Genomic DNA, 22,165 nt, shown 5'->3' with positions numbered 1-22,165 from the left:
TGTTCAAATTGCCTTTACTTCATACATTTTTCTGATAACTTTGACGTAAGCAAAGGAGGGGGTCACATCATGAAGGTTGAGTTCGCACCAACCAATCAAGCTCTTCCGTCAAAAGCTGCGGCAGCACGCCCAGGCAGATGGCGGACTTTTTACCGGAAATTGCGCAAAAACAAATTGGCGATGGTAGGCGGGTTTATCGTCTTGTTCTACATCGCAATCGCCCTGTTGGCACCAGTTATCGCTCCGCATGATCCTTACGCGATTGATCTGGTGAACAAGCTCAAGCCGCCATCCGCTGATCACTGGATGGGTACGGACGACAAAGGTCGGGATGTGCTCAGTCGTCTCCTCTACGGAACACGTCTTTCCATGTCTGTCGGATTCGTCGCTGTCTTTATCGGCGCTTTCTTCGGAATTATTCTCGGTCTGTTGTCCGGCTACTACGGCAAATGGGTCGACACGGTCATCTCCCGTGTCATTGATGTTCTGCTTGCGTTCCCGGGCATCCTGCTCTCCCTGGCTATCGTCAGCGCCCTGGGTCCCAACTTGTTCAACGTCATGGTCGCTGTCGGGGTCTTCTCGATTCCGGTGTTTGCCCGGATCGTCCGCGGTTCTACCTTGACGGTGAAAAAGCTGGAATACATCGACGCGATTCGCTCGCTCGGCGCCAACGACTTCACGATCATTTTCAAGCACATTTTCCCAAATATTTTGTCTCCTATTATCGTGCAAGCAACAATGCGTCTCGCGACAGCGATTTTGTCCGCTGCCGGTCTGTCGTTCCTTGGGCTCGGCGCACAGCCTCCCCTGCCGGAATGGGGCGCCATGCTGAGCAACGGACGCGACTTTTTGTTCACCGCTCCTTATTTGGCCATGTTCCCTGGCCTGGCGATTTCTACGCTCGTACTCGGCTTCAACATTTTCGGAGACGGCCTGCGGGACGCTCTGGACCCAAGAATGAAACAATAGGAGGGAAGGCTTCATGTTTGTCTACATTGTTCGTCGCCTGTTACAGATGATTCCCGTCCTGCTCGGTGTCATTCTGGTTGTGTTCTTGATCATGCAAATGGTTCCCGGCGATCCGGCTGTCCTGCTCGCTGGTGAAGGTGCTTCTGCAGAAACGATTGCCAAAATTCGCACACAGCTCGGGCTCGACCAGCCTGTCATGGTGCAATACTTCCATTATGTAACGGACGTCATGACCGGAGATTTGGGTACGTCCCTGCGCTCCAACCTGCCTGTCTTCGACGAAATCATGGCTCGCCTGCCAGCAACGATCGAGCTTGCCATTGCCAGTATTTTTGTCACCGTCGTACTCGGAATGGTCGCGGGGATCATCTCGGCTACCAAGCAGTATTCCGCGGCTGACATCACAATCATGATCGTCGCCCTGCTCGGCGTCTCGCTGCCAAGCTTCTGGCTCGGTTTGAGCCTGATCTACTACTTCTCGGTCAAACTGCAATGGTTCCCGGTCGCTGGCTGGGGCACGTGGAAACACATGGTTTTGCCCGCGATCACGCTCGGAACGGCCGGAGCTGCCATCGTAGCACGGATGACCCGCTCCAGCATGCTCGACGTCGTACGCCAGGACTACATCCGCACAGCGCGGGCAAAAGGCTTGCGTGAACAAGTGATCGTTTACAAGCACGCGTTGAAAAACGCCCTGATTCCGATTATCACCGTTGTCGGCTTGCAGTTCGGGTTCCTGTTGGGCGGTACGGTTCTCGTCGAATCCGTCTTTGCCATCAACGGCTTGGGCCGTCTGATCGTCGACGCGATCCGCATGCGCGATTTGCCTGTCGTCCAGGGCGGCGTACTGATCGCTTCCGTCATCTTCGTGTTCGTCAACCTGCTCGTCGACGTACTGTATCGCTACTTCAATAAACGAATCGATCTGAACTAAGGAGGGAGCACCATGCCAGGACAACAAGAAAAAATACTGGACGTTCGCAACCTGCAAACGCACTTTTTCACAGATGATGGCGTCAGTAAAGCCGTGGATGGCGTTGATTTCTCCCTGAACAAAGGAGAAACGCTCGGTCTGGTAGGCGAATCCGGCTGTGGAAAAAGTATCACCTCGCTTTCGATCTTGCGTTTGATTGCCAGCCCTCCGGGAAAAATTGTAGGAGGAGAAATTTTGTTCAAAGGGCAAGACCTGATTGCCAAATCAGAAGCCGAGATGCGCAAAATTCGCGGCAACGAAATCTCGATGATTTTTCAGGAGCCGATGACATCGCTCAACCCTGTGTACACGGTCGGCGAGCAAATCGCCGAGGTGCTGCGTCTGCACCAGAACATGGGCCGCAAAGAAGCGTGGGAAAAAGCGGTCGACATGCTGCGCCTCGTCGGTATCCCTTCCCCGGAAAAACGCGCGACCCAGGAGCCGCATGAGTTGTCCGGCGGGATGCGCCAGCGCGTCATGATCGCGATGGCACTCGCTTGCCGCCCGGAAATTCTCATCGCGGATGAGCCGACGACCGCGCTCGACGTGACGATCCAGGCGCAAATTTTGGAGCTGATGAAAAAGCTGCAGGCCGAAATGGGCATGAGCATTATCATGATTACCCACGATCTCGGCGTCGTCGCAGAGACGTGCGACCGCGTCGCTGTCATGTACGCCGGAAAAGTCGTCGAGTACACGACCGCCAAAAACTTGTTCGAAAATCCGAAGCACCCGTATACGATCGGTCTGATGAACTCCCTCCCCCGTCTGGACGAGGATGTGGAAGAGTTGGTGGCGATCAAGGGCAACGTTCCAAGCCCCTTCAACATGCCAACTGGCTGCCGCTTCGCCCCGCGCTGCCCGCATGCCACTGAACTGTGCCACTCCAAGCTGCCCGAGCTTTTGACAAGCGACGACGGAAGCAAGGTACGCTGCTGGATGTACACGCCTGAATGGGATGGCGCCAGCAAGACTGCTACAGAAATGGGGGTATGACGTCATGATGATGACAGCCGATCAAACGAAAAAACCACTGCTCGAAGTCCAAAACCTCAAGCAGCACTTCCCGATCAAAGGCGGCATCTTGGGCCGCACCGTCAATCACGTCAAAGCGGTTGACGATGTCAGCTTCACGATTTTTGAAGGCGAAACGCTCAGCATCGTAGGCGAATCCGGCTGCGGAAAATCGACTACCGGACGCGCCATCCTTCGCCTCGATGAACCGACAAGCGGCTCGGTATTTTTCGAAGGAAAAGACTTGCTCGCCATGTCCAAATCGCAAATGCGCAGCATGCGCAAAGACTTGCAGGTCATCTTCCAGGACCCGTTCGCATCGCTGAATCCGCGTCAGTCCGTGGCGCAAATTCTCGGCGAAGCACTGGCGATCCAAAACATCGTCCCTGCCAACCAGCGCCGGGAGCGCATCATTGAACTGCTCAGCCACGTCGGTCTGCGCCCGGATCAAATCGATCGTTTTCCGCACGAATTTAGCGGCGGGCAGCGGCAGCGGATCGGGATTGCCCGCGCCCTGGCGATGCAGCCCAAGCTGATCATTTGCGACGAAGCGGTGTCTGCTCTCGACGTTTCGATTCAGGCACAAGTGCTGAATCTGTTGAAATCCCTGCAAAAAGAGTTCAAGCTGACCTACTTGTTCATCTCGCATGACCTTGGCGTCGTTCGCCACATTTCTGATCGCGTGATGGTGATGTATCTCGGCAAAGTCGTGGAAATCGCCGACAAGAAGTCGCTGTTCGACAGTCCGCAGCATCCGTATACACAGGCGCTTTTGTCCGCGATTCCGGTCCCGGACGTCAGCAAAAAGCAAGAACGGATCATCCTGCGCGGAGACGTGCCTTCGCCGATCAATCCACCGCAAGGCTGCCGCTTCCATACGCGCTGCCCGCTCGCGGTCGAGCGCTGCAAGACAGAAGTTCCGGCTCTGACCAACGTACACAGCACGCATCAGGTTGCCTGCCACCTCGTGCCGTAAGAGACATTAAAATTTTCTAAAAAAGCAAGCGAGCCTCAAGCGGCATGATATGATGGTAACTGCAAAATCAAAGACGACCATACAGAAGGGATCTCATGATAAGCTTCGAAGGTTTCACTCTGCTCATTCTGTTGTTCATTTTGGCTCCTATTATAGGAGCTATTGCTTTATTGTTTTTGTTCATTTTTGAAAAGCGCATCGACCTGCTGGAAAACAAAAATGTGAAGATCGAGCTGGAAAAGGAGCTTCAGCAAGCGCTCTACAATCAGCTGAACCAGCAAATCCAGCCGCACTTCCTGTTTAATACATTGAATGTCATCCTCAGCCTGGCACGGCTCAACCGGACAAAAGAGCTGGTGAGGGCTCTCGAAGTCCTCTCCCAGTTTCTCAAATTCAAGTACAAATCGACGGAGCCGTTGATTTCACTCGCCCGGGAGATTCAATACACCGAGCAGTACCTGGAGATTCAAAAGCTCCGCTTCGGCCACCGACTGCACATTACTCTCGAATGCGCGGACGATTTGCTCACCGCCTCGATCCCTCCGTTCGTGCTGCAAACGCTCGTGGAAAATGCGTTCAAACACGGGCTGGAGCGCAAGATGGGCGACGCTGTTTTGCAAATCCACATCAGCCGCCAAGCAGACGATGTCTTGCTCGTCGTCGCAGACAACGGCTCTGTTGACCTCGCCGCCTTCGAGCATGAGAATGGAACAGACAGCGAAGCCGAACAGCCGCATGAGAAGAGCGGCCACGGCTTGGACAACATCCGGCGCCGCCTTCACCTTTGCTTTGGTGATCACGCACAATTACAGCTAGAAAGCTCATCTGAGGGAGGAACGCGTGTGATTGTTCAATGGCCGTGTATTTTTGAACATGTTGATGTGAGGTGAACAAGATGAACGTACTACTCGTGGATGACGAACCGTTGGAGCTGGACCAGCTGGAATACTTGATCCAGCCCATGTTCCCCTTGTGGAATTTGTACAAGGCCGCTGACGGCAGCCAAGCCATGGCGATCAGCCAGAAGGTGCCTCTTCATCTCGCCTTTCTGGACATCAATTTGCCGGGGAAATCCGGGCTGGCGCTCGGCGAGGAGCTGCGTGCCCAGCATAAAGAGATCGAACTGATCATCGTGACCGCTTACCAAGATTTTCATTACGCCAAACAATCCATCCGCCTCGGTGTCGTCGATTACATCACGAAGCCTGTCATCGAGAGCGAGCTGGTCGAGATTTTGAACAAATACCAGAAAAGTCCTGCCTTGTCCGCCTACACCCGGATTATTTCCGATGCGATGAACATCATCCACCAGAAATTTGCCGAAAAGCTCAACCTGGCTGACCTCGCGGCAGAGGTGCACATCAATCCGACTTATCTCAGTCGACGGTTTCATGAGGAAGTCGGCGTTTCGTTTTCCGAGTACCTGATGCAATACCGGATTCAGATGTCCAAAAAATTTCTGATCGGCCATCCGGAATGGAGCATCTCGACCGTAGCGGAGCGCACAGGCTTCAACAGCCAGCACTATTTCAGCACCATCTTCCGCAAGGTGGTCGGGAAAACTCCCAAAGAATATCGGGACAAGGGGAATGTATTTTGACGTATTTATCCTTTCGCGAGTACGTGCTGGGCGCAGCCAAAATCGGGATCGGACTCGGAGCCGTCTCCATTCTTGCCCGCTGGGTGACTGGCAACACCATTTTTGGCTCACCAGAGGCGCTCGTCAAATACGGCATCTTCGGCGGGATCGGCTTCGCCTTGATGGGGGCAGTCGCCCTCTGCTTCTTCGGTTTGCTCGGCCGCCGGGTGCGCCGGGAATTTTCCGAAGGCATGACCATCGGCGATTACTTGCAGGGCAAGCTGCACCCTTTTGGCTACTGGCTGATGATTATTTTGTTGCTGCTGACGACGATCGAAGCGATGTTTGTCCAAGGGATGGCTGGCGGCGTTTTGCTGAACATTTTGTTCGGCTTGCCTATCCCGCTCGGTCTGCTCTGTTTTTTTGTGTTCTCCGTCCTGTTTGCCGGCATCGGTGGAATCCGCTCGATCCACCGCTTTGCCATCGTGCAGATTGTGATTACATTTGCTGCGGCGATTCTCATTCCGGTTTACTTTTTCATCGGAAAAGGCGTCGAGCACGTCTACAACGGCTTGCGGCTGTACCATCCGTATTTGCTCGTGGCAAGCAACAAGGAAGGGCTGTTGTTTATCGTCACGGGGCTGTTGATCGGCTTCGGACAAGTTTTTTCCGACCAGGCTTCCTGGCAGCGGCTGTATATGATGGAAGAGAAAAAAATCGTCCCGACCTTTTTGCTGTCCGGACTGATTTTCGCCACGGTGCCGCTGGCCTTTTCGTCGCTAATCATCATCGTCATTTTCACGGGCGGCTTTGACGACATCTACTCGCTCATGTTCGACCTCGTTCGCAAAATCGATTCGATGTTTTTGCTTGTCCTGTTCGTCCTGTGCTCCTTCGGTGCGATCATGTCCGCATTCGGAGCCGGGCTGCATTCCATGATCAGCCTGATGGTCAACAACGTCTATCAGCTGTTCCGCCCTCGTGCAACCGAACGGCAAAAAATTCGCACGGGCTACATGCTCGCCATCATGATTGGCGCGGTGTCTTTTGGTCTGACGAGCTATTTCAAGCCGACCTTGCTCGACTTGCTGTTTTTCTTCGGCATCATCTATGCCTCCCTGATTTTGCCCTTGATCGTCATCGTCTGGTCGCGGGGGAAGGCATCCAATTTCATTTTGATCAGCGCTGTGGTAGGACAGGCAGCAGGGTACGTCAGCAGAGCGTTTGTCGATCCGATGAAAGCGATCTGGATCGCTTCTTTTGCTACGGCCTTCTTCCTGGTAGGCTACCTGAGCATCACCTGGCTGTGGAGGCGCTACTTCCGCACGGCGTAACGCCTGCAAGCCCTTACGCTGCTGGTGCTGGCTGGCGCTGATCGCACAGGAAGGAACGAATGTCATGCTGCGATCTTACTTGCTGCTCATTTTTTGCGTCACCGCCTGGGGCAGCAATTTTGTCTTTGGCAAAATGCTGGTGGCGGAATTTTCGCCGCTGTTTTTGTCTGTCATGCGTCTGCTGTTCATCGCGCTGTTTTTGTTGATCTGGGCAAAAGGACGACTGACGATTCCGAAGCTGTCACGGCGTGACTGGCTTTTGGTTGCGACTCTCGGCATTGTCGGCGTCGGGATTAACCAGTGGTCGTTTTACAAAGGGCTGGTGACGGCTGATCCCACTACTTCGTCGCTGATTTTGGCTTTGACTCCGGTAACGACTGCGCTGCTCGCCGCCCTGTTTTTAAAAGAAGCCCTGACATGGCGGATGGGGCTTGGCGCTGTCATCGGTACGGCTGGTGTTCTGTTCGTCATTTACACAGGGGCGGAGCTGCACTTTGACGTCGGCATTCTCTGGATCGTGCTGACGATGCTGACATTTGCCGTCTCGATCATTCTCGTCCGCATGCTCGGCCACCGACTGCCTCCGCTCGTGACCACGCTTTTTTCCAACCTGATCGGATTCGGCGCGCTGCTGCCGTTCGTCTTCGCCAGCTTGCCGCAAGTTGCCTACAGCACGCAGTTGTCTTCGTGGATTTTGTTGTTTGTGACCGCTGTCATCATGCACGGCATCGTCACCTTGATCTGGAACAGCCAGCTGCAAAAAGTCGGAGCGGCCAAAGCCGCGATGTTTTCCAATCTGGAGCCGTTTATCGCCATGCTGTTCGGCTTTTTCCTGTTGGCGAAGCCCGTCACGCTCATTCAACTGTTTGGAGCGCTCCTGATCATCGCAGGTGTTACGCTAACCACCACTTCCAAAGAGCCGCGCGATCATAAGTCCGCTTCGCCTGTTTCTTCGTGACATTTTTATTTCATACAAAAACAGTCGGAATTATGGTTGAGTTTTACAAAAGCAGAGATTATACTAGACAGTACATGCAAAGATCGAGGAGGGCTGTTCATGTCTACGGTTAAGCTGTCCCAATGGGAGACGATGCTTCTGGAAGCCGCTCGTGCCCATGGATTTGTCGATGAAGAAATCATTCACAGGCTGAGAACGGGCGATTCGGAGCCTTTCGCTGATGTGGAAGGCGGCAAGTACGATTTCTCTCCCCTCTTTGAACTGTACCAAAACGATTCTGCTGCGCTGGAGCAAGCCATTCGCGACGGCTATCAAATCAAGTTCACGACGATAAACGGGATCAAGTTCCTGTTGAATAAGCGCTATCAGCTGCTGGCCGAGCAAGATTATGAGGTAGAGGAAACGGCACTGAGCCAGGTTCGCTTGTCAGTTGAAGCGCTCGACTGGATGCGCAAGACGATCTCCAGAAACTGGCGAGTCGTCGAGCAGGAAAAGCTCGCGGGCGGCAAGGAAACGGTGGTCCGATTCGAGCTGGCTGCTTCCTGAATGCGAAAAGAGCACTTTCCACGCGGGAGAGTGCTCTTTCTTTTTCACATTTTACACGCTAAAAGGAGAACGGCTATGAATGAACAAAGCTGCATACGCGCCATCCAGGATGTCTATCCTGATTTCATTGTCCACTCTCTCGTTCGCAATGAGATCGGACAAAACAACGATGTGTGGATCGTCAACGGCGCGTACGTGTTTCGCTTTCCCAAGTACGCGCTGGGCATTCGCCAGTTGAAAAAAGAAACAGCCGTGTTGCAAGCGGTCCAGGATAGCGTTTCCCTGCCGATCCCCGCTCCGGTCTATCGTTCCTTCGTGCCGGAGGAGCCTGGTAAAGTCTTCACTGGCTACCCGCTGCTACGCGGAGAGCCGTTTACGCGTGAAGCGTTTGCGCAAGCAGCCCGTCACAATCAGCTCCCTGCCATCGCCGCCCAGCTCGGGCGATTTTTGCATGAGCTGCACTCTTTTCCGTATGAACAGCGGCTCCCTGAGCTTGTTTCCGACTCGGTTGGCATGGCAGACGAGCTGACGGAGCTTTACGACCGAATCGTCTCCCGGCTGTTCCCGGCCATGCGCGAGTCGGCCAAACAGGAGATTGCTGAACGATTTGAGACGTATCTGGCTGATCCTGCCCACTTTGCGTTTGCGCCGCGGCTCATTCATGGCGACTTCGGCACGACCAACATTTTGTACGACGCGCAAAAACAGCGGATCACAGGCATCATTGACTTCGGCGGAGCAGGCATCGGCGACGCGGCTTACGATTTCGCCGGACTCGCCGCGAGCTATGGCGAGAACTTTTTGTCCTGCCTGTCACCGTGGTACCCCGATCTGGATTCTGTCCTCGTCCGCATGCGCTTTTATCGCAGCACGTTTGCCTTGCAGGAAGCATTGTTCGGCATCGAGCAAGGGGATGAACAGGCGTATCGGGCGGGGATGCGGGACTATGTGTAGCGTCTTCATCCTTTCACGGCTCCTTGCGTCAGCCCCTCCACTAGGTACTTTTGGCAAAAGGCAAACAACAGCATCGTCGGGATGACAGACAGAACAGTAGCTGCCGACATCGCTCCCCACTCGATGTCGTACTTTTTGATGAAAGCGTTCATGGCGACCGGGATCGTCTTGACTGACTCTTCATCGATGAACAAAACGGCCATGATCAGCTCGTTCCAGCATTGCACGAAGGCAAAAATGAACGTGGCTGCGATACCGGGGAGCATGATCGGCACGATTACGCGAAACAACGCGCTGATCCGGGAACAGCCATCCATCATGGCCGCCTCTTCCAACGCGTTCGGGATGCGTTGAAAAAAGCCGGACATGATGATCGTGCAAAACGGAATCAGCATGACGGTGTAAATCAGGATTAAAGAAAACAGACTGTTCAAAATATGCATTTTCGACATCATGACATAGAGCGGCGCCATCCCGATGAAGATCGGAATCATCTGTGTGACGAGAAAGCCGAACATGACCTCTCTTTTGCCCCGAAACGAAAAGCGGGCCAGAACGTACCCGCCAAGCATGGCGATCACGACGACAAGCGCCGAAGCGAACAGCGATACGAGAAAGCTGTTCCAGATATAGACCTGAAAATGCGAGATGCGAAAAATCTCCACATAATTGAGCAACGTCACCTCATCGGGCCAGTAGCGGATCGGCAACGAGAAAATTTCTTTTTGCCCTTTGAGCGACGTGATGACAATCCAGTACAACGGAAAAATCGCAAAGGCCAAAAATCCGCCCAAGACAACTACCCGCGCTGTTTGCCACCATATGTGATCGCGCTGCATCTAGAAATCCCCTCCCTTCTCCATGCGGGTCGCCTTGACGTAAAACACGGTGAACACCAGAAGGAGCAAGACAATGATGACCCCTACAGCCGAGGCTTGCCCGTAATCCTGTCCGAAAATGACTTTATCGATCATATACGTGGCGAAGATGTGAGTCGAGCCTGCCGGACCGCCATTGGTCATCGCGTAAATGATGTCGGGAAAATTCAAGATCCAAATGACCCGAAGAAGAATCGTCACCAGCATCGTCGGCAAAATGTAGGGCAAGGTCACGCTCCAAAACTGCTGGATGCGCCCCGCGCCGTCCATCGCTGCCGCCTCGTACAGCTCCTCCGGGATCGATTGCAGGGCAGCCAAAATCATGATGGCAAAAAAAGCGACACCGTACCAAATGTTTGCGATGATCACGGCCGCAAGCGCCCATTTTCCATCGGCCAAAAACGGGATCGGGGCAGCGATCAACCCGCTTTTCACCAGCAAGTCATTAATGACGCCAAATTGCGCATTGAACATCCACCGCCAGATCAATCCGATCAAAAACCCGGACATCGCCCACGGAAAAAACACAAACGCCTGATAGATGCCTCTCCCCCGGAAACGGCGGCGCATGAACAACGCCAAGGCAAAGCCGAACAGCAACTGGAAGAACAGCGAGACAGCCACCCAGTAAAAGCTGTTCAACGCCACACGGGGAAACTCCGGGCTGGTCAGGACAGCGAAGAAGTTGTCCAAGCCGATGAAGCGCACATCCAGCAAATTAAACAACGTGTAGTTTTGGAAGGACATGATGATGCCGCGCAGCAGCGGATAGTAAGTAAAAATGCCGACAAACAATACCGCTGGCAGCAAGCAAAGGCAGATGAAAGCTCCTTCCTTGGACAGCCGAAACGGCTTTTTCGGTGGCGAAACGAATGGTTCTTTCGCTACGACGATGGGCTTCTCTGTTTGCAAGACCGTTCCCCCCTCGTCTATTTGCGCTCAGCCCGCTCTTTTGTCCAATACTCGTCCCACTTTTTCAGCAAGTCTTCCGCAGAGAGCTGATCGAGCAAATAGCTCTGGATTTCCTTGTCTGCCGCGCTTTGCCACGCTCCCCAGCCTTTGTAGTCGACAGGTCTGGATACATCGATGAATGTTTGCGGCTGCTGGTTCATCTCAATGAACGGCTGGAAGTATCCGGTTTTGTAAAACTCGTCTTCCGCTGCGCTTTTTACCACAGGAATGACAGACGTTTTCTTGGCGAAGTGGGTGCTTTGCTCGGGGTCAGAAAGAAATTCGATCAGCTTCCATGCTTCCGCTTTATGCTTGGAGTATGCTGTCATGCCCCAGCCTGGTCCGCCTACCACTTGCTGGGCTACACCTGATGGCCCAATCGGCAAAGGGGCGGTTGCCCATGTTCCTTCCTGCATTTTTTCCTTGGCTCCATCGATGACATCGGGGTCTTGGATCAGCATGGCCGTCGAACCTGCCACGAAGCCTTGCACCATCTCCTGGAAGCCCCAGCTTACCGAATCGGGCGGCGATATTTCTTTGTACAGCTGCTTGTAGTAGCGCATTGCCTCCAATGACTCCGGGGTAGAAAAAAGCGTCCGGCCGTCTTTCAGGAAAAAAGCAGAGGACGGATCGACCTCGGTGCCGTTGTAGGCCCACATCGCAATCAAGGCGTAGTCCCACCCGGTAGGGCCTCCCCGGAAGCTGTACCCGTAACGGTTTTTGGCCGGGTCCGTCATTTTTTTGCCCGCGGCCAACAGCTCAGCCCACGTCTTGGGCGCTTCGATGCCCGCTTCCTTGAACCAGTCCGCCCGATAGTACAGGACGCGCTGATACAAGCCGTTCGGAATATAGTAAGGGGTGTTGTCGACCCAAGTGGCGCGGCGTTTCGCCACATCGGTCAGCTGGTCGTAATTGCTCCATTTTTCCGTGTAGGGCTTCAGATTTTCAATGAAGCCGTTCATCGAGAACTGCTTCGCATTGAACTCACGGACCTCCAGCACATCAAGCTCTTCTTTTGCCATCAGCATTTGCGTAATTTTTTGATCGGCCCCCTCGAAAGGCGGGGAGATCAGGTCTACCTTGATGCCCGGGTTTTTCGTTTCAAACTGGGTCAGCATTTCCTTCAGAAGCGCTGTGCGCTGCGGACTGGTAATGCTCTCGACCATCTTCAGCCTGACTTCTTGTCCAGCTTGCTCTTTCGCGCCATCTGGCTGCGCTTGGCCGGAATTGGCGGCGGGCTGACTACACCCAACCAGCAATGCCGTGGCGATACTCACTTGAAGTGCCGCAAATATCCAGGATCGAACTCCCATACACGAACCCCCTCTACTTTTGGAAGACAGTTCGTATTATAGTAAATATTCAGAATTATTAGTTTTAAAATTTTTACCAATATTTTCACTTTCTTTACTCTTTTTCGCTGCAAAGCAAACAGCCCGTTCCACGACTTACTTCTCCCGTGAAACAGGCTTGCGAATGCAGCTTTTGCAAAAGACTATTCGACGCGTTGCAGCATCCTCATCCCGAGCAGCACAGCCCAGGCTCGGCGATCCGCCTTGAAGAAAAAGCGCAGCGGCAGCTCGCTGTCTGTAAAGATCAATGTATCGCTTGCGGCAGCGCGCAGGGCAAACTCGGTGCCTGCCACATCGGCGACGGGCACGCCCTCCCTGACGAAGAGCCGCAGGTGCCCGCCTTCTGCGCAAGCGTACGTCCCGACAAGCTTGTCCAGCTCCTCGCCGTCGATCTGATACAGCGGCGCGTCTGGTTCCTTGTGGGCAAGCGGCAAGCCCAGCGCCGCGTTTACCGCTGCCAGCCATACTTTGCGGATTGGCACGTTTTCCATGTTGGACAGCACGACACAAACCACCCCTTTTTCCGGTACAAAGCCGAAATTGGACGACACGCCTGGCTGCCCTCCCCCGTGCTCGACCAGCGTGACCCCCGCGTAGTCCGTTGTCGTCTTGAGCGCATATCCGTACCAGGCGTCTTTCGTCAGCCGATGGACGGGCTGCCACATCGGCGCAAGTCCTGTGGCGGGCACGATTTCCTGCTGTTGATCGCGTCCTCCGCCTACGTACAGGCTTCCATACGCAAGCAAATCCTCCACGCTGGAACGAATGCCGCCGCCAACCTCGTAGTTGCCGAGCGTCGGCCAGGCAACCTTTGTCATCTGCTGGTTTGCCCCTCGCCGCGCATACGGGGTAGAGACATTGGACAGACGCGCGACTTCCTCCAGGCTGAACGTAGAGCGGTGCATGCCAAGCGGCTCCAGCAGCCGTTCCGTCATATAACGGCGGTACAGACGGCCCGTCACTCGCTCGATGATCGCCCCAAGCAGCAGGAACATGTCATTGGCGTAGCTGAAATACTGTCCCGGCTCGCCCAGCGCGGCAAATTCCACGTGAGCCAAATAATCGAGATGCTCGTGAAACTGGATCAGCTCTTCTTTGCGCAGCAGCGGCGGAACGCCGGAGGTATGGGACAGGAGATGGCGAATCTGGATTTTGCCCGCATCGCAGCCTGTCAGTCGGAACGACGGCAAGTATTTGTTGACCGGATCATCCAGCGACAGCTTTCCTTCGTGAACAAGCTGCATGATCGCCGCCGCCGTAAACGACTTGGTGACGGAAGCGATGCCAAAAACCGTTTCGGGCGTAACAGGCTCTTTTGTATCCAGATCGCGCACGCCAAACCCTTTGGCATAGATCGTTTGTCCGTGAAGAGACAGCGCCACGGCAAGGCCAGGGACGCTGTGCTCTTCCATGAAAGTTTCTATGTAATGCGCAAGCTCTGTCATTTGCAGTCGCTCCATAGCCGTCCTCCATATTGTTGGGATAAATGAGATCGTTCTTGCTGAAGCCGACCTTTTTACAAAAGCGGGGTCGGTAGCGCGTGCACCGTGCGCCCTTTTCTGCCATTCGTCGTGACTGCCTGGGACAGCGAGTTGTAGATCGCTTCCTCCGTCGCCTCTGCCGCCGCCGCAAACAGCTCGTTCATGATCGGGTGATCCTCGCGAAGCTGTACGCGCGTCTCGGTATGCGCGTCTGTGTTGTGCGGAATTTTCTGTGCGGTGGAAAAGGCAATGACGATGTCGCCGCTCCCGTGCCCGAAGTGACTTCCCGTACGCCCCAGCCCGATTCCTGCCCGCTTGGCGACGCGCAGCAACTGCCGATCGCTCAGCGGCGCGTCCGTAGCCAGTACCATGATGATCGAACCGTCCTCTTTGCGCTCGGTTGCCTGTTTGGCCGTTTCTGTTTCGTCGGCGTTGGTATTGCTGTTGGCAAACAGCCGGTGGCCCAAAAAGTCGTCCTTGCTGCCAAAATTGGACAGCACCAGCGAACCGAGCGTGTACTTCTGCCCATCCGCCGCCACGACCCGTGAAGACGAACCGATTCCGCCTTTGTAGCCAAAAGCGATCATGCCCGTTCCTGCTCCGACCGCTCCTTCCTCTACCGCTTGCTCCGAAGCGTTTTCAATCGCCGCCACTGCGTCTTCCGGCCGTACCACACAGCGGCGGATGGAGTTGAGATGCCCGTCGTTGCACTCGCCGACCACGATGTTGACCGTTCCTGTCGTATCCCCGATCTCTTCGTTGGTAGCCAGCATGTATTGCAATGTGCCCTGCGTGACGGCTGGCACCGAAAACGTGTTGGTCAGCATGATCGGCGATTCCAGCACCCCCAGCTCGTTTACTTGCACAAGCCCGGTCGTCTTGCCGAAGCCGTTGATGACGTAGCTTGCAGCGGTCACCTTTTCGCGGAACAGACTCCCTCCGTGCGGCAAAATCGCCGTCACTCCTGTACATGCGCACTCCCCGTCTGCCAACTCGTGCTGAATCGTCACATGCCCCACGCGGACACCTGCCACGTCTGTCAGATCGTTTTTTTCGCCTGTAGGTAGCTTGCCGACGGCAGCTCCCCATTCGCGAATTTTTCCTCTGTTCTTTTCAGTGCGGTCCATGGTTACTCCTCCTTGCGCTTTTTTGCTTACACTGGACGGTTGCGCAAAAAGTTTTCGTAGGCGAACCCGCGCACTTCATCCTCTGTGTATCGTTTGAGCAGTTCATTGATCAAATTTTGGCTCATGCCCGCATGCTCCAGTCCGACGACTTTGGCAGAAATCCCGTCGAAATCGGAGCCTAGCCCGATGTGGCGTACTCCGCCGAGCGAGCAAAAATGGTCGATATGCCGGATCAGATCGTCGATTGTCGGCGGTGTCGACTCGTTAATGAACATCGTGCAGTAGACGACGTGGACGTTGGCTCCTTTGGCAAACATCGCCTTGGCCTGCTCATCGGACAGGTTGCGGGGATGGCCGCAAATCGCCTGCGCATTGGAATGGCTCGCGATCGGGTACTTTGCCAGCTCCAGCGTCTCCCAGAAGCTGCGCTCACACAAATGCGAAACATCTGTCAAAATTTTTCGTTCATTGTGAAACTGGATCAGCTCTTTGCCAAACGCGGTCAGCCCGCCCTTCCGTTCTTCCAGCACTCCATCAGCCGCCAAGTTCGCCAAGTTCCAGGTAAGCCCAACAGAACGCACGCCCAGCTGGTACAAAATGTGCAGCTTTTTCAAGTCGTTGCCGATCGGCTCGACCCCTTCGAGTGTCAGCAAGGCTCCGATCTCGCCGTCGCCGAGCTTGTCCAGATCGCTCCAGTCGCGAATCTGTTTCATTTCCGGGTGTTTGCCGAGCACTTCGGCGTAAAAGTAATGAATCTGATCCAGCGCGCACTGGAACCGGCTTTCCGACGGCAGATCGGGTGGCGTGAAAATCGCGTAGCTTTGCACCTTTACTCCGCCTTCGTGCAGTCTGTTTCTGTTCACATCGAGCTTGTCGGAATCGGTGAAGGAGATGCTGCCCTTTTCCTCCCACAGCTTCAACAGCGCATCGCAATGCAAATCGATAATCGGCATTCCCATCATTCCCTGCATTCCCATCATTCCTCGCTCTATTTTCTCTGGTCGAACTCTACCTAATTCTCTCATTTTACGGTAATGTATTTTTAAGTGCGATTCCAATGAATTTTTGCTATAGGCATCTTCAAAATTTTGCATAATGGAGCCTACCCCTATGAATATGGAACAACTGGAAGCGTTTATCTTTGTTGCCTTGACCGGGAGTTTCAGCAAAACAGCAGACCTGTTGTACCTTTCCCAGCCGACCGTCAGCATGCGGATCAAAGCGCTGGAAACCTCGATGGGCTGCAAGCTGTTTCAACGCACCGGACATACGATCTCGCTGACCAAAGAAGGCGACTTGTTTTTGCCCTACGCGAAAAATATCATGAACACACTGCAAGAAGGCCAACAGGCGATTCAGCGGTCGCAAGGCGACGTGGAAGGCGAGCTGACCATTTCGACCGTATTCGTTTCGGCCTTCTACATCTTGCCGGATCTCGTGGAACAGTTTCAGCAGCTGTACCCGAAAATCAAGCTGACGATCCTCACGGGACATTCTCATCAGGTGCTCGATATGGTGCTCAACCACGAGGTTTCGTTCGGCATCGCCAGGGCGGTCAACCACCCGCAGATCAACCGGATTCAGCTCATGTCCGACGACATGGTGCTGGCGATTTACCCTGAGCATTCGTTTGCCTATCGCCATCAGGTGTCGATCGAAGAGGTGGCGCGCGAACGGCTGATTTTGTTCAACCGCGGCTCTTTGGACTGGAAGCTGATCAACAACGCGTTCAGCCATTTTCAACTGCAAAACAATGTCGTCATGGAAGCGGACAACATCGAGGTCGTCAAGCGGATGGTGAAGCAGCGGCTTGGCATCGCCTTTTTGCCGCGCTTTGCGATCAGCAAGGATTTGAGCGACGGGGAGTTGAAGGAAGTAGATGTCCTCAACCTGCCGCAAATCAACCGCAATTTTGAGCTGATTTACTTGAAAGACACGCCTGTGAACGGAATCATGCGGACGTTTATCGATTTTTTGATGCAAAACAAGGCGTTGCAGTGAGGGATATACCGTTGGCAAAAGGCTTCGGCACGTTTTTTGTGCGCGAGGCTTTTTCTTTTTGGGTGGCTTCGGTTGAATGGGGAGCGCTTGGGAGGATGCTTTGTGGATTGCGTCATCGGTGCTTTAGGCGTGGCGATCGGGGGTTTCAAGGAAAAGGCTGAATGCATAAAAGCTTGCTTGGGCTGAATCTTTGTAGTTTGCGTCATCGGTACTTTAGGCGCGGCGATCGGGGGTTTCAAGGAAAAGGCTGAATGCATAAAAGCTTGCTTGGGCTGACTCTCTGTAGTTTGCGTCATCGGCACTTCCGCCGTGACAAGGTAAAATCGAAACCATGATTAAGGTTTTTCTTGAAGTCGGTTGCGTCATACAACGCATCTATGAAAAAGGATTGTCTACTTCCCGCACTGAATTTCCCCCTGATCAACCATCACGAAGCTCATCCAGAAATTTCCTCCTCCGCTTAACTTTCAACAAACAAACTCCGCCCAAAGCTAAACGTTGGCCGAGGAAACAGGAGAAACAAGCGGCAGGGCTTTCGGACTCCCCCCAGCCGGAGGCGAAAAAGGAAAACGGCTTTTAAGCGGCAACGTGAGCACACTTCTTCGAACACACTGCTTTTGCCGCGGTTTTCCTTTTTCACCGCAGGCGGCCAGTCTAGGCTTCTCCGCAAGAGGCCAGGTGCCCTGCGGCGGTTTCTCCTGTTTCCTCCCCTATGTCGCCACCGTCCTTTTAACCACCTGCTTCCGCCCGCCGAGCCTGCTGATCGACCAGAGCAGACAACCGATGATGAACAGCATCACGATCAACCCAACCGTAAAATTGCCAAAAACATCCACAGTCAACCCAATCAGCATCGGCCCAAGACAGCCGAGCATGTAGCCGCCGCATTGCATTGCCGCTGACCAGGAAGTCGCTTCCGCAGCGCTCTCCGCTTCCTGAATCGGGATCAAAAGCGCCAGCGGGAACAGACCGCCTGCCCCGATTCCGAGAAACACGGTCGCCAACCACGGCGACAGGTGAGCGAGCAGCAAAGCGACGCCGATCAGCTCGGACAGGGCACAGATGACGAGCCACAGATTGCGTTTGCCCGTGCGGCTGACGATGACCGGGACGAAAAAGCTGACGGGAATCTGGATGATCGTAAACAACGTCAGAACGAGTCCCGACTGCTCGTGGCTGATTCCTGCCGATTGCACGAGCGGCGCCAGCCAGGCGGTAATCATGTAAAACATCGATGACATGCAACCGAAAAACACCATGCTGCTGCCCATTCGCCCATTTTTCACCCGCAAGGAAGGCCGTGTCAGCTCCGATTTCGCCGCTTTTTCTTTCGTCAGCGGAAGCAGCAGCCCCGCCGCACTCACCGCCAAGCCTGCCCAGACGCACAGCGCATATTGCCACGACTGGTGCAGCCCTTCAAAAATCGGAATCGACAAGCTCGAAGCGACCGCCGCCCCGATGACCAGCGATACGGAGTAGATGCTCGTAGCACCCGGCCTGCCAGGAAAATGCTTTTTGATAAAGCCTGACAAAAGCGGGCCCGCGATGCCGATGCCAATTCCGGAAATCAGGGCAGTCGCCAGCAGGCTGACACTGTCGTTGACCGCCGCCCGAAACGCCGTAGCCGCAAAAATCATCACCATAGAGACAAACAACGCTCGCTCCAGCCCAAAACGCTGGCTAAGCGTGATCGACAAAAGCGCAAACAGCCCCATGCACAAGACCGGAAGCGTCGTAATCAGGCTGGCGGTCACGCCGCTCATGCCCAAATCCTTTTGAATGATGTCAAGCAACGGTCCTACAGACGTAATGGACGGCCGCAAGTTCAGCGACAGAAAAAACACGACGAAACCCAAATAAAAAAACTTCACGCAAGCACTTCCTTCCTCAGTCCTTGAATGAAGTGTAAATGCCGGATTATAATAGATCAATTCTATTTTTTCTATACAAACAATAGTTACAGACTATGTATAAAGGAGCGGAAGCGATGGAATTTCGCCAGCTGCAATACTTTCTCATGCTGTGCAACGAACTGCATTTTTCCGAAGCCGCCTACAAGCTCGGCATCACCCAGCCGACATTGAGCCAGCAAATCCGCGTTCTGGAAGACGAAGTCGGCGTCCCCCTGTTCGACCGCATCGGGAAAAAAACGGTAAAGACAGAAGCCGGAGAAATTTTGGAGTATCACGCCAGACAAATCGCGCAGCAGCTTGAAAATGCGAAAACAGCCATCGCAGACTTGACCCGCCTGCATGCCAGCCACTTGCGCATTGCCGTACTGCCCTCCGACCTGGACTATCGGCTCACCTCTTTGCTCATCGACTTTCATAAGCAATTCCCGCAAACCAAAGTGCAAGTGTTTCCTTCCATCGACATCGTCAACCAGGTATTAAACATTGAAGTCGACCTGGGTGTCGGTCTGTCCATGCCCGCCGTGCCTGCCGACCAGCGCTTGACCCGCATCCCGTTTTACACGGAAACGTACAGTCTCTACGTCCATGCCGACCACCCGCTTGCCGAGAACGAATTTGTGTCTGCCGACGATTTGCGCACCATCCCGTTTGTCATGTATCCGAAAGGCTTTTACGGCAGAGATTTGATCGACAGATGGGGGCTGGAATACGGGCTGACCGTTGAGACGATCATGGAAACAGGCTCTGCCACCTCTCTGCTCCAACTCGTTCACGCCGGAATCGGAGCCACGATCCAGCCCAGCCGCCTGATCGAAAGCTTCCCCTCGCTCAACATTCGCGCGATCGAGATCAAAGATTCGCCGATCCGGGAAATGGTGATCATGTATCGCAACGACAAGTACATGAGTGTGGCTGCCAAAGCGTTTATCCATAAGCTGGAGACGTCTTTTCGCACCTTTCGTTAACAAACGCAGGCGGACTGCTTGTTCATCAACGAACTTCAGACGACACACACTTTTGAAAAATGGCTCGGCTCGCCCTCCCGCTGGTTCGAACACCAGCCGAAAAGGACATCCTAAGTGGTAGCTTCGCTATCCCACAAAAAGCCAAACACAAGGAGAGCCTTCAATGCATCAGCCAGCCATCATCCATTTCACCGACAAGGACCTCGACGGAGAATCGTGCGCCATCCTGAGCCAAATCGCCTATGCCGACCAGGAAGTCCTCGTCCGCGGCGTATCTCCGTATACCGTCAGCCAGGAGATCGAGACGTTTATCGAGCAGGAGCTTGCCCCCGGAATGTCCGTTGTCATTACCGATGTCAGCGTCAACGAAAAAGCCGCCGCCCTGATTCAAAAACAGGTCGCGCGCGGGCATTCGTTCGTCCTGATCGACCACCACCCGACAGCGCTGCCGCTGTCAGCCAAGTACGACTGGGCGAATGTCGTGGTAGAGGAGGCGGGGAAAAAGCCCTCGGCCACAAGCCTTTACTACGACTACTTGATCCAAAAGGGCGCGCTTGCGCCTACCGACGTGCTCTCCCACTACGTAGAGCTGGTTCGCGCTTTTGACACGTGGGACTGGGAGGCGAGCGGCAACGACCAGGCGCATCAGTTGAACCTGTTGTTTTACTTGGCAGAACGGGAGACTTTTGCCGATCAAGTAATCGGACGATTGCGCGGGGAAGGCGACGACACGGATCAGTTTGTGTTCACGGAATGGGAGTCGATCCTGATCTATGCGGAGGAACGCAAAATCGCTGCCTACGAGCAAAAAAAGCTGCGGCAAATGAAGCGGCTTCCGGTCGACATCGACCTGGACAAGCCGAAGCAGTACACAGTCGGGGTCGTCTTTTTGGAGCAATACCACTCTACGACGGGAAGCTTTTTGTGCAAAAGCGACGAGACAATCGACTTTGTCGCCATGCTCGATCCGGGAAAAGGCCGGATCAGCCTGCGCACGACCCGCGATGACGTCGATCTCTCTGTGATCGCCGCCCATTACGGCGGTGGCGGACATCCAAAAGCGGCGGGCTGTTCGTTTACCGGAGTGACGTTGAAAACGTTCGTGTACCCCGCCCTGCGCGTCCATTAAACGCCAAAAATCCCCTCCGGTCATCCACGTCCGTCCCAAGCTGTTACGAGACGAACGCGGACGCTTCCGCGAGGGGATTTTTCCTGCCTTTCGCTTATGCGTGACCCAGCAACGCTTCCAATACTTTCTGCACTTTTACACCTGTCTCAAACGTAACCAGCCTGGCTTCCTTGCCTTCCAGAGCCAGCGCCAGCTCATCGAGCAACAGCGACAGACGGTCCTGCTCGGGCACGCCCGCTGCCTGAGGAGCTTCATTGTCTCTTCCGACAGACAGCTTGCTCCAGTTGACCACACTGAGCGTGCCTTTTGTACCGTAAATGCGGTAGTCCAAATGCTCCTGATGCGCGATACCCGCCAGCCCGTTGATCGTCACAGGCGTGCCGTCTGCCAGGCGCAAGAAGGCAGATACGCCTGTTTCACACGCTTGCGGATCTTCCGGATAGTCTACCTCCGAGCGGATCACCTGCAAGTCGCCAAACAAAGCGTACGTCAAATGGGTAAAATGCGGCAAAACCTCGCGGATGAAGCCGCCCTGCTCCCGACCGGACAGCCACGGCGTCTGCTGCCACGGGCGCGGCCATGTATGGAAATGAGTCAAAATGTCGATTCTGCGCACATCGCCGATCTCCTCCAGCCTGCGGCGCAGCTCCGGGAAAATGCCCTGATAGTAGAGCGGGAAATTCATCGCGTGTACGACACCTGCGTCTTTCGCTGCGGCCAGCATTTCCTCCGCTTCCCCAAGCGAGTTGGCGAGCGGCTTCTCGCACAGCAAATGCTTTTTGTGAGCCAGCACGTCCAAGGCAATCGCGTGGTGGAATTTTGGCGGAACAGCCAGATAGATGCAATCCAGCTCTTCTTTTGCGAGCAATTCCTTGTAATCGGTGTACCACGGCACGTCTCCGGATTTTTGCGCAGCCTCCTGCGCTCTTTCCGCCGAAACGTCACTGACTGCCGCTACACAAAATGTTTCGTGCGTGCGAATGGCGTTCATCATTCGTTCGCCCATGACTCCTGCGCCGATGACGCCCACTTTCCACTTGCTCTGGTTCATCTGTCTTTCCTCGC

At 54.4% G+C, this 22,165-nt stretch carries 21 protein-coding genes; 13 read left to right on the top strand and 8 right to left on the bottom strand.

Annotation, left to right across the window (positions count from 1 at the left end; all coding sequences use genetic code 11):
- Nucleotides 1–69 precede the first annotated feature (69 nt).
- The 10 genes from HP435_RS07955 (at nt 70) to HP435_RS07910 (ending at nt 9,303) form a co-directional block, all read left to right on the top strand.
- Nucleotides 70–969, top strand: coding sequence for an ABC transporter permease (locus HP435_RS07955; protein ID WP_122963097.1), 900 nt, complete (start codon nt 70–72; stop codon nt 967–969).
- A gap of 13 nt (nt 970–982) precedes the next feature.
- Nucleotides 983–1,903 (top strand): nickel ABC transporter permease, encoded by a 921-nt coding sequence (gene nikB, locus HP435_RS07950; protein ID WP_122963096.1) that lies wholly within the window; start codon nt 983–985, stop codon nt 1,901–1,903.
- 12 nt (nt 1,904–1,915) lie between these two features.
- The gene (locus tag HP435_RS07945) at nt 1,916–2,938 is read left to right on the top strand and encodes an ABC transporter ATP-binding protein (protein WP_122963095.1); all 1,023 of its coding nucleotides are present in this window, start codon (nt 1,916–1,918) and stop codon (nt 2,936–2,938) included.
- 4 nt (nt 2,939–2,942) lie between these two features.
- A complete protein-coding gene (locus tag HP435_RS07940; protein ID WP_122963094.1) occupies nt 2,943–3,932 on the top strand; it encodes an ABC transporter ATP-binding protein in 990 nt (329 codons plus the stop codon).
- Nucleotides 3,933–4,102: 170 nt separating this feature from the next.
- Nucleotides 4,103–4,822, top strand: coding sequence for a sensor histidine kinase (locus HP435_RS07935; protein ID WP_229049852.1), 720 nt, complete (start codon nt 4,103–4,105; stop codon nt 4,820–4,822).
- Nucleotides 4,823–4,827: 5 nt separating this feature from the next.
- A complete protein-coding gene (locus tag HP435_RS07930) occupies nt 4,828–5,532 on the top strand; it encodes a response regulator transcription factor (protein ID WP_122963092.1) in 705 nt (234 codons plus the stop codon).
- On the top strand, nt 5,529–6,845 hold the full coding sequence (locus tag HP435_RS07925; protein ID WP_122963091.1) for a sodium:solute symporter family transporter: 1,317 nt from the start codon (nt 5,529–5,531) through the stop codon (nt 6,843–6,845). Before HP435_RS07930 ends, HP435_RS07925 begins: the two co-directional genes overlap by 4 nt.
- 64 nt (nt 6,846–6,909) lie before the next feature.
- The gene (locus tag HP435_RS07920; protein WP_122963090.1) at nt 6,910–7,803 is read left to right on the top strand and encodes a DMT family transporter; all 894 of its coding nucleotides are present in this window, start codon (nt 6,910–6,912) and stop codon (nt 7,801–7,803) included.
- Nucleotides 7,804–7,902: 99 nt separating this feature from the next.
- Nucleotides 7,903–8,349: a hypothetical protein gene (locus HP435_RS07915; RefSeq protein WP_122963089.1), complete on the top strand. Its 447-nt coding sequence runs from the start codon at nt 7,903–7,905 to the stop codon at nt 8,347–8,349.
- A 75-nt stretch (nt 8,350–8,424) separates the two neighbouring features.
- Nucleotides 8,425–9,303 (top strand): phosphotransferase family protein, encoded by an 879-nt coding sequence (locus tag HP435_RS07910; RefSeq protein WP_173598369.1) that lies wholly within the window; start codon nt 8,425–8,427, stop codon nt 9,301–9,303.
- Between the two features lie 5 nt (nt 9,304–9,308).
- On the opposite strand, the gene HP435_RS07905 is transcribed toward HP435_RS07910, so the two are convergent.
- The 6 genes from HP435_RS07905 to HP435_RS07880 all read right to left on the bottom strand — a co-directional run bounded on the left by HP435_RS07905 (nt 9,309) and on the right by HP435_RS07880 (nt 16,054).
- Nucleotides 9,309–10,142: a carbohydrate ABC transporter permease gene (locus tag HP435_RS07905; protein WP_122963087.1), complete on the bottom strand. Its 834-nt coding sequence runs from the start codon at nt 10,140–10,142 to the stop codon at nt 9,309–9,311.
- Entirely contained in the window at nt 10,143–11,093 is a 951-nt protein-coding gene (locus HP435_RS07900) for a carbohydrate ABC transporter permease (protein ID WP_173596188.1), read from the bottom strand.
- Nucleotides 11,094–11,110: 17 nt separating this feature from the next.
- Entirely contained in the window at nt 11,111–12,259 is a 1,149-nt protein-coding gene (locus HP435_RS07895) for an ABC transporter substrate-binding protein (protein WP_370641104.1), read from the bottom strand.
- Nucleotides 12,260–12,627: 368 nt separating this feature from the next.
- A complete protein-coding gene (locus HP435_RS07890) occupies nt 12,628–13,944 on the bottom strand; it encodes a serine hydrolase domain-containing protein (protein WP_173598371.1) in 1,317 nt (438 codons plus the stop codon).
- A gap of 56 nt (nt 13,945–14,000) precedes the next feature.
- Nucleotides 14,001–15,092: a DmpA family aminopeptidase gene (locus HP435_RS07885; RefSeq protein WP_173598372.1), complete on the bottom strand. Its 1,092-nt coding sequence runs from the start codon at nt 15,090–15,092 to the stop codon at nt 14,001–14,003.
- Nucleotides 15,093–15,118: 26 nt separating this feature from the next.
- Nucleotides 15,119–16,054: a dipeptidase gene (locus HP435_RS07880; protein ID WP_173598492.1), complete on the bottom strand. Its 936-nt coding sequence runs from the start codon at nt 16,052–16,054 to the stop codon at nt 15,119–15,121.
- Between the two features lie 148 nt (nt 16,055–16,202).
- Here HP435_RS07880 and HP435_RS07875 point away from each other — a divergent pair, with 148 nt between their 5' ends.
- Nucleotides 16,203–17,093 carry a LysR family transcriptional regulator gene (locus tag HP435_RS07875; RefSeq protein WP_173596184.1) on the top strand — a complete coding sequence of 297 codons (891 nt, stop codon included), beginning with the start codon at nt 16,203–16,205 and terminating at the stop codon, nt 17,091–17,093.
- A 710-nt stretch (nt 17,094–17,803) separates the two neighbouring features.
- On the opposite strand, the gene HP435_RS07870 is transcribed toward HP435_RS07875, so the two are convergent.
- On the bottom strand, nt 17,804–18,964 hold the full coding sequence (locus HP435_RS07870; RefSeq protein ID WP_173598373.1) for an MFS transporter: 1,161 nt from the start codon (nt 18,962–18,964) through the stop codon (nt 17,804–17,806).
- Between the two features lie 116 nt (nt 18,965–19,080).
- Here HP435_RS07870 and HP435_RS07865 point away from each other — a divergent pair, with 116 nt between their 5' ends.
- Nucleotides 19,081–19,971, top strand: coding sequence for a LysR family transcriptional regulator (locus tag HP435_RS07865; RefSeq protein ID WP_173598374.1), 891 nt, complete (start codon nt 19,081–19,083; stop codon nt 19,969–19,971).
- Nucleotides 19,972–20,134: 163 nt separating this feature from the next.
- Entirely contained in the window at nt 20,135–21,100 is a 966-nt protein-coding gene (locus HP435_RS07860; protein WP_173598375.1) for a DHH family phosphoesterase, read from the top strand.
- Nucleotides 21,101–21,194: 94 nt separating this feature from the next.
- Here HP435_RS07860 and HP435_RS07855 read toward each other — a convergent pair whose 3' ends face one another.
- A complete protein-coding gene (locus HP435_RS07855; RefSeq protein WP_122963078.1) occupies nt 21,195–22,151 on the bottom strand; it encodes a Gfo/Idh/MocA family protein in 957 nt (318 codons plus the stop codon).
- Between the last annotated feature and the right edge of the window lie 14 nt (nt 22,152–22,165).

The organism is Brevibacillus sp. HD3.3A, assembly GCF_013284375.2.
In the GTDB taxonomy this organism is placed as follows: Bacteria; Bacillota; Bacilli; order Brevibacillales; family Brevibacillaceae; genus Brevibacillus; species Brevibacillus parabrevis.
Note: the sequence above shows the minus strand (reverse complement) of the source record. Positions and strands in the feature narration are given on the sequence as shown.

What these genes read in the sequence shown, in the direction of transcription:
- HP435_RS07955 (WP_122963097.1), top strand. Translation starts at nt 70, where the DNA reads ATGAAGGTTGAGTTCGCACCAACCAATCAAGCTCTTCCGTCAAAAGCT.
- nikB (WP_122963096.1), top strand. Translation starts at nt 983, where the DNA reads ATGTTTGTCTACATTGTTCGTCGCCTGTTACAGATGATTCCCGTCCTG.
- HP435_RS07945 (WP_122963095.1), top strand. Translation starts at nt 1,916, where the DNA reads ATGCCAGGACAACAAGAAAAAATACTGGACGTTCGCAACCTGCAAACG.
- HP435_RS07940 (WP_122963094.1), top strand. Translation starts at nt 2,943, where the DNA reads ATGATGATGACAGCCGATCAAACGAAAAAACCACTGCTCGAAGTCCAA.
- HP435_RS07930 (WP_122963092.1), top strand. Translation starts at nt 4,828, where the DNA reads ATGAACGTACTACTCGTGGATGACGAACCGTTGGAGCTGGACCAGCTG.
- HP435_RS07920 (WP_122963090.1), top strand. Translation starts at nt 6,910, where the DNA reads ATGCTGCGATCTTACTTGCTGCTCATTTTTTGCGTCACCGCCTGGGGC.
- HP435_RS07915 (WP_122963089.1), top strand. Translation starts at nt 7,903, where the DNA reads ATGTCTACGGTTAAGCTGTCCCAATGGGAGACGATGCTTCTGGAAGCC.
- HP435_RS07910 (WP_173598369.1), top strand. Translation starts at nt 8,425, where the DNA reads ATGAATGAACAAAGCTGCATACGCGCCATCCAGGATGTCTATCCTGAT.
- HP435_RS07905 (WP_122963087.1), bottom strand. Translation starts at nt 10,142, where the DNA reads ATGCAGCGCGATCACATATGGTGGCAAACAGCGCGGGTAGTTGTCTTG.
- HP435_RS07890 (WP_173598371.1), bottom strand. Translation starts at nt 13,944, where the DNA reads ATGGAGCGACTGCAAATGACAGAGCTTGCGCATTACATAGAAACTTTC.
- HP435_RS07885 (WP_173598372.1), bottom strand. Translation starts at nt 15,092, where the DNA reads ATGGACCGCACTGAAAAGAACAGAGGAAAAATTCGCGAATGGGGAGCT.
- HP435_RS07880 (WP_173598492.1), bottom strand. Translation starts at nt 16,054, where the DNA reads ATGATGGGAATGCCGATTATCGATTTGCATTGCGATGCGCTGTTGAAG.
- HP435_RS07875 (WP_173596184.1), top strand. Translation starts at nt 16,203, where the DNA reads ATGAATATGGAACAACTGGAAGCGTTTATCTTTGTTGCCTTGACCGGG.
- HP435_RS07865 (WP_173598374.1), top strand. Translation starts at nt 19,081, where the DNA reads ATGGAATTTCGCCAGCTGCAATACTTTCTCATGCTGTGCAACGAACTG.
- HP435_RS07860 (WP_173598375.1), top strand. Translation starts at nt 20,135, where the DNA reads ATGCATCAGCCAGCCATCATCCATTTCACCGACAAGGACCTCGACGGA.
- HP435_RS07855 (WP_122963078.1), bottom strand. Translation starts at nt 22,151, where the DNA reads ATGAACCAGAGCAAGTGGAAAGTGGGCGTCATCGGCGCAGGAGTCATG.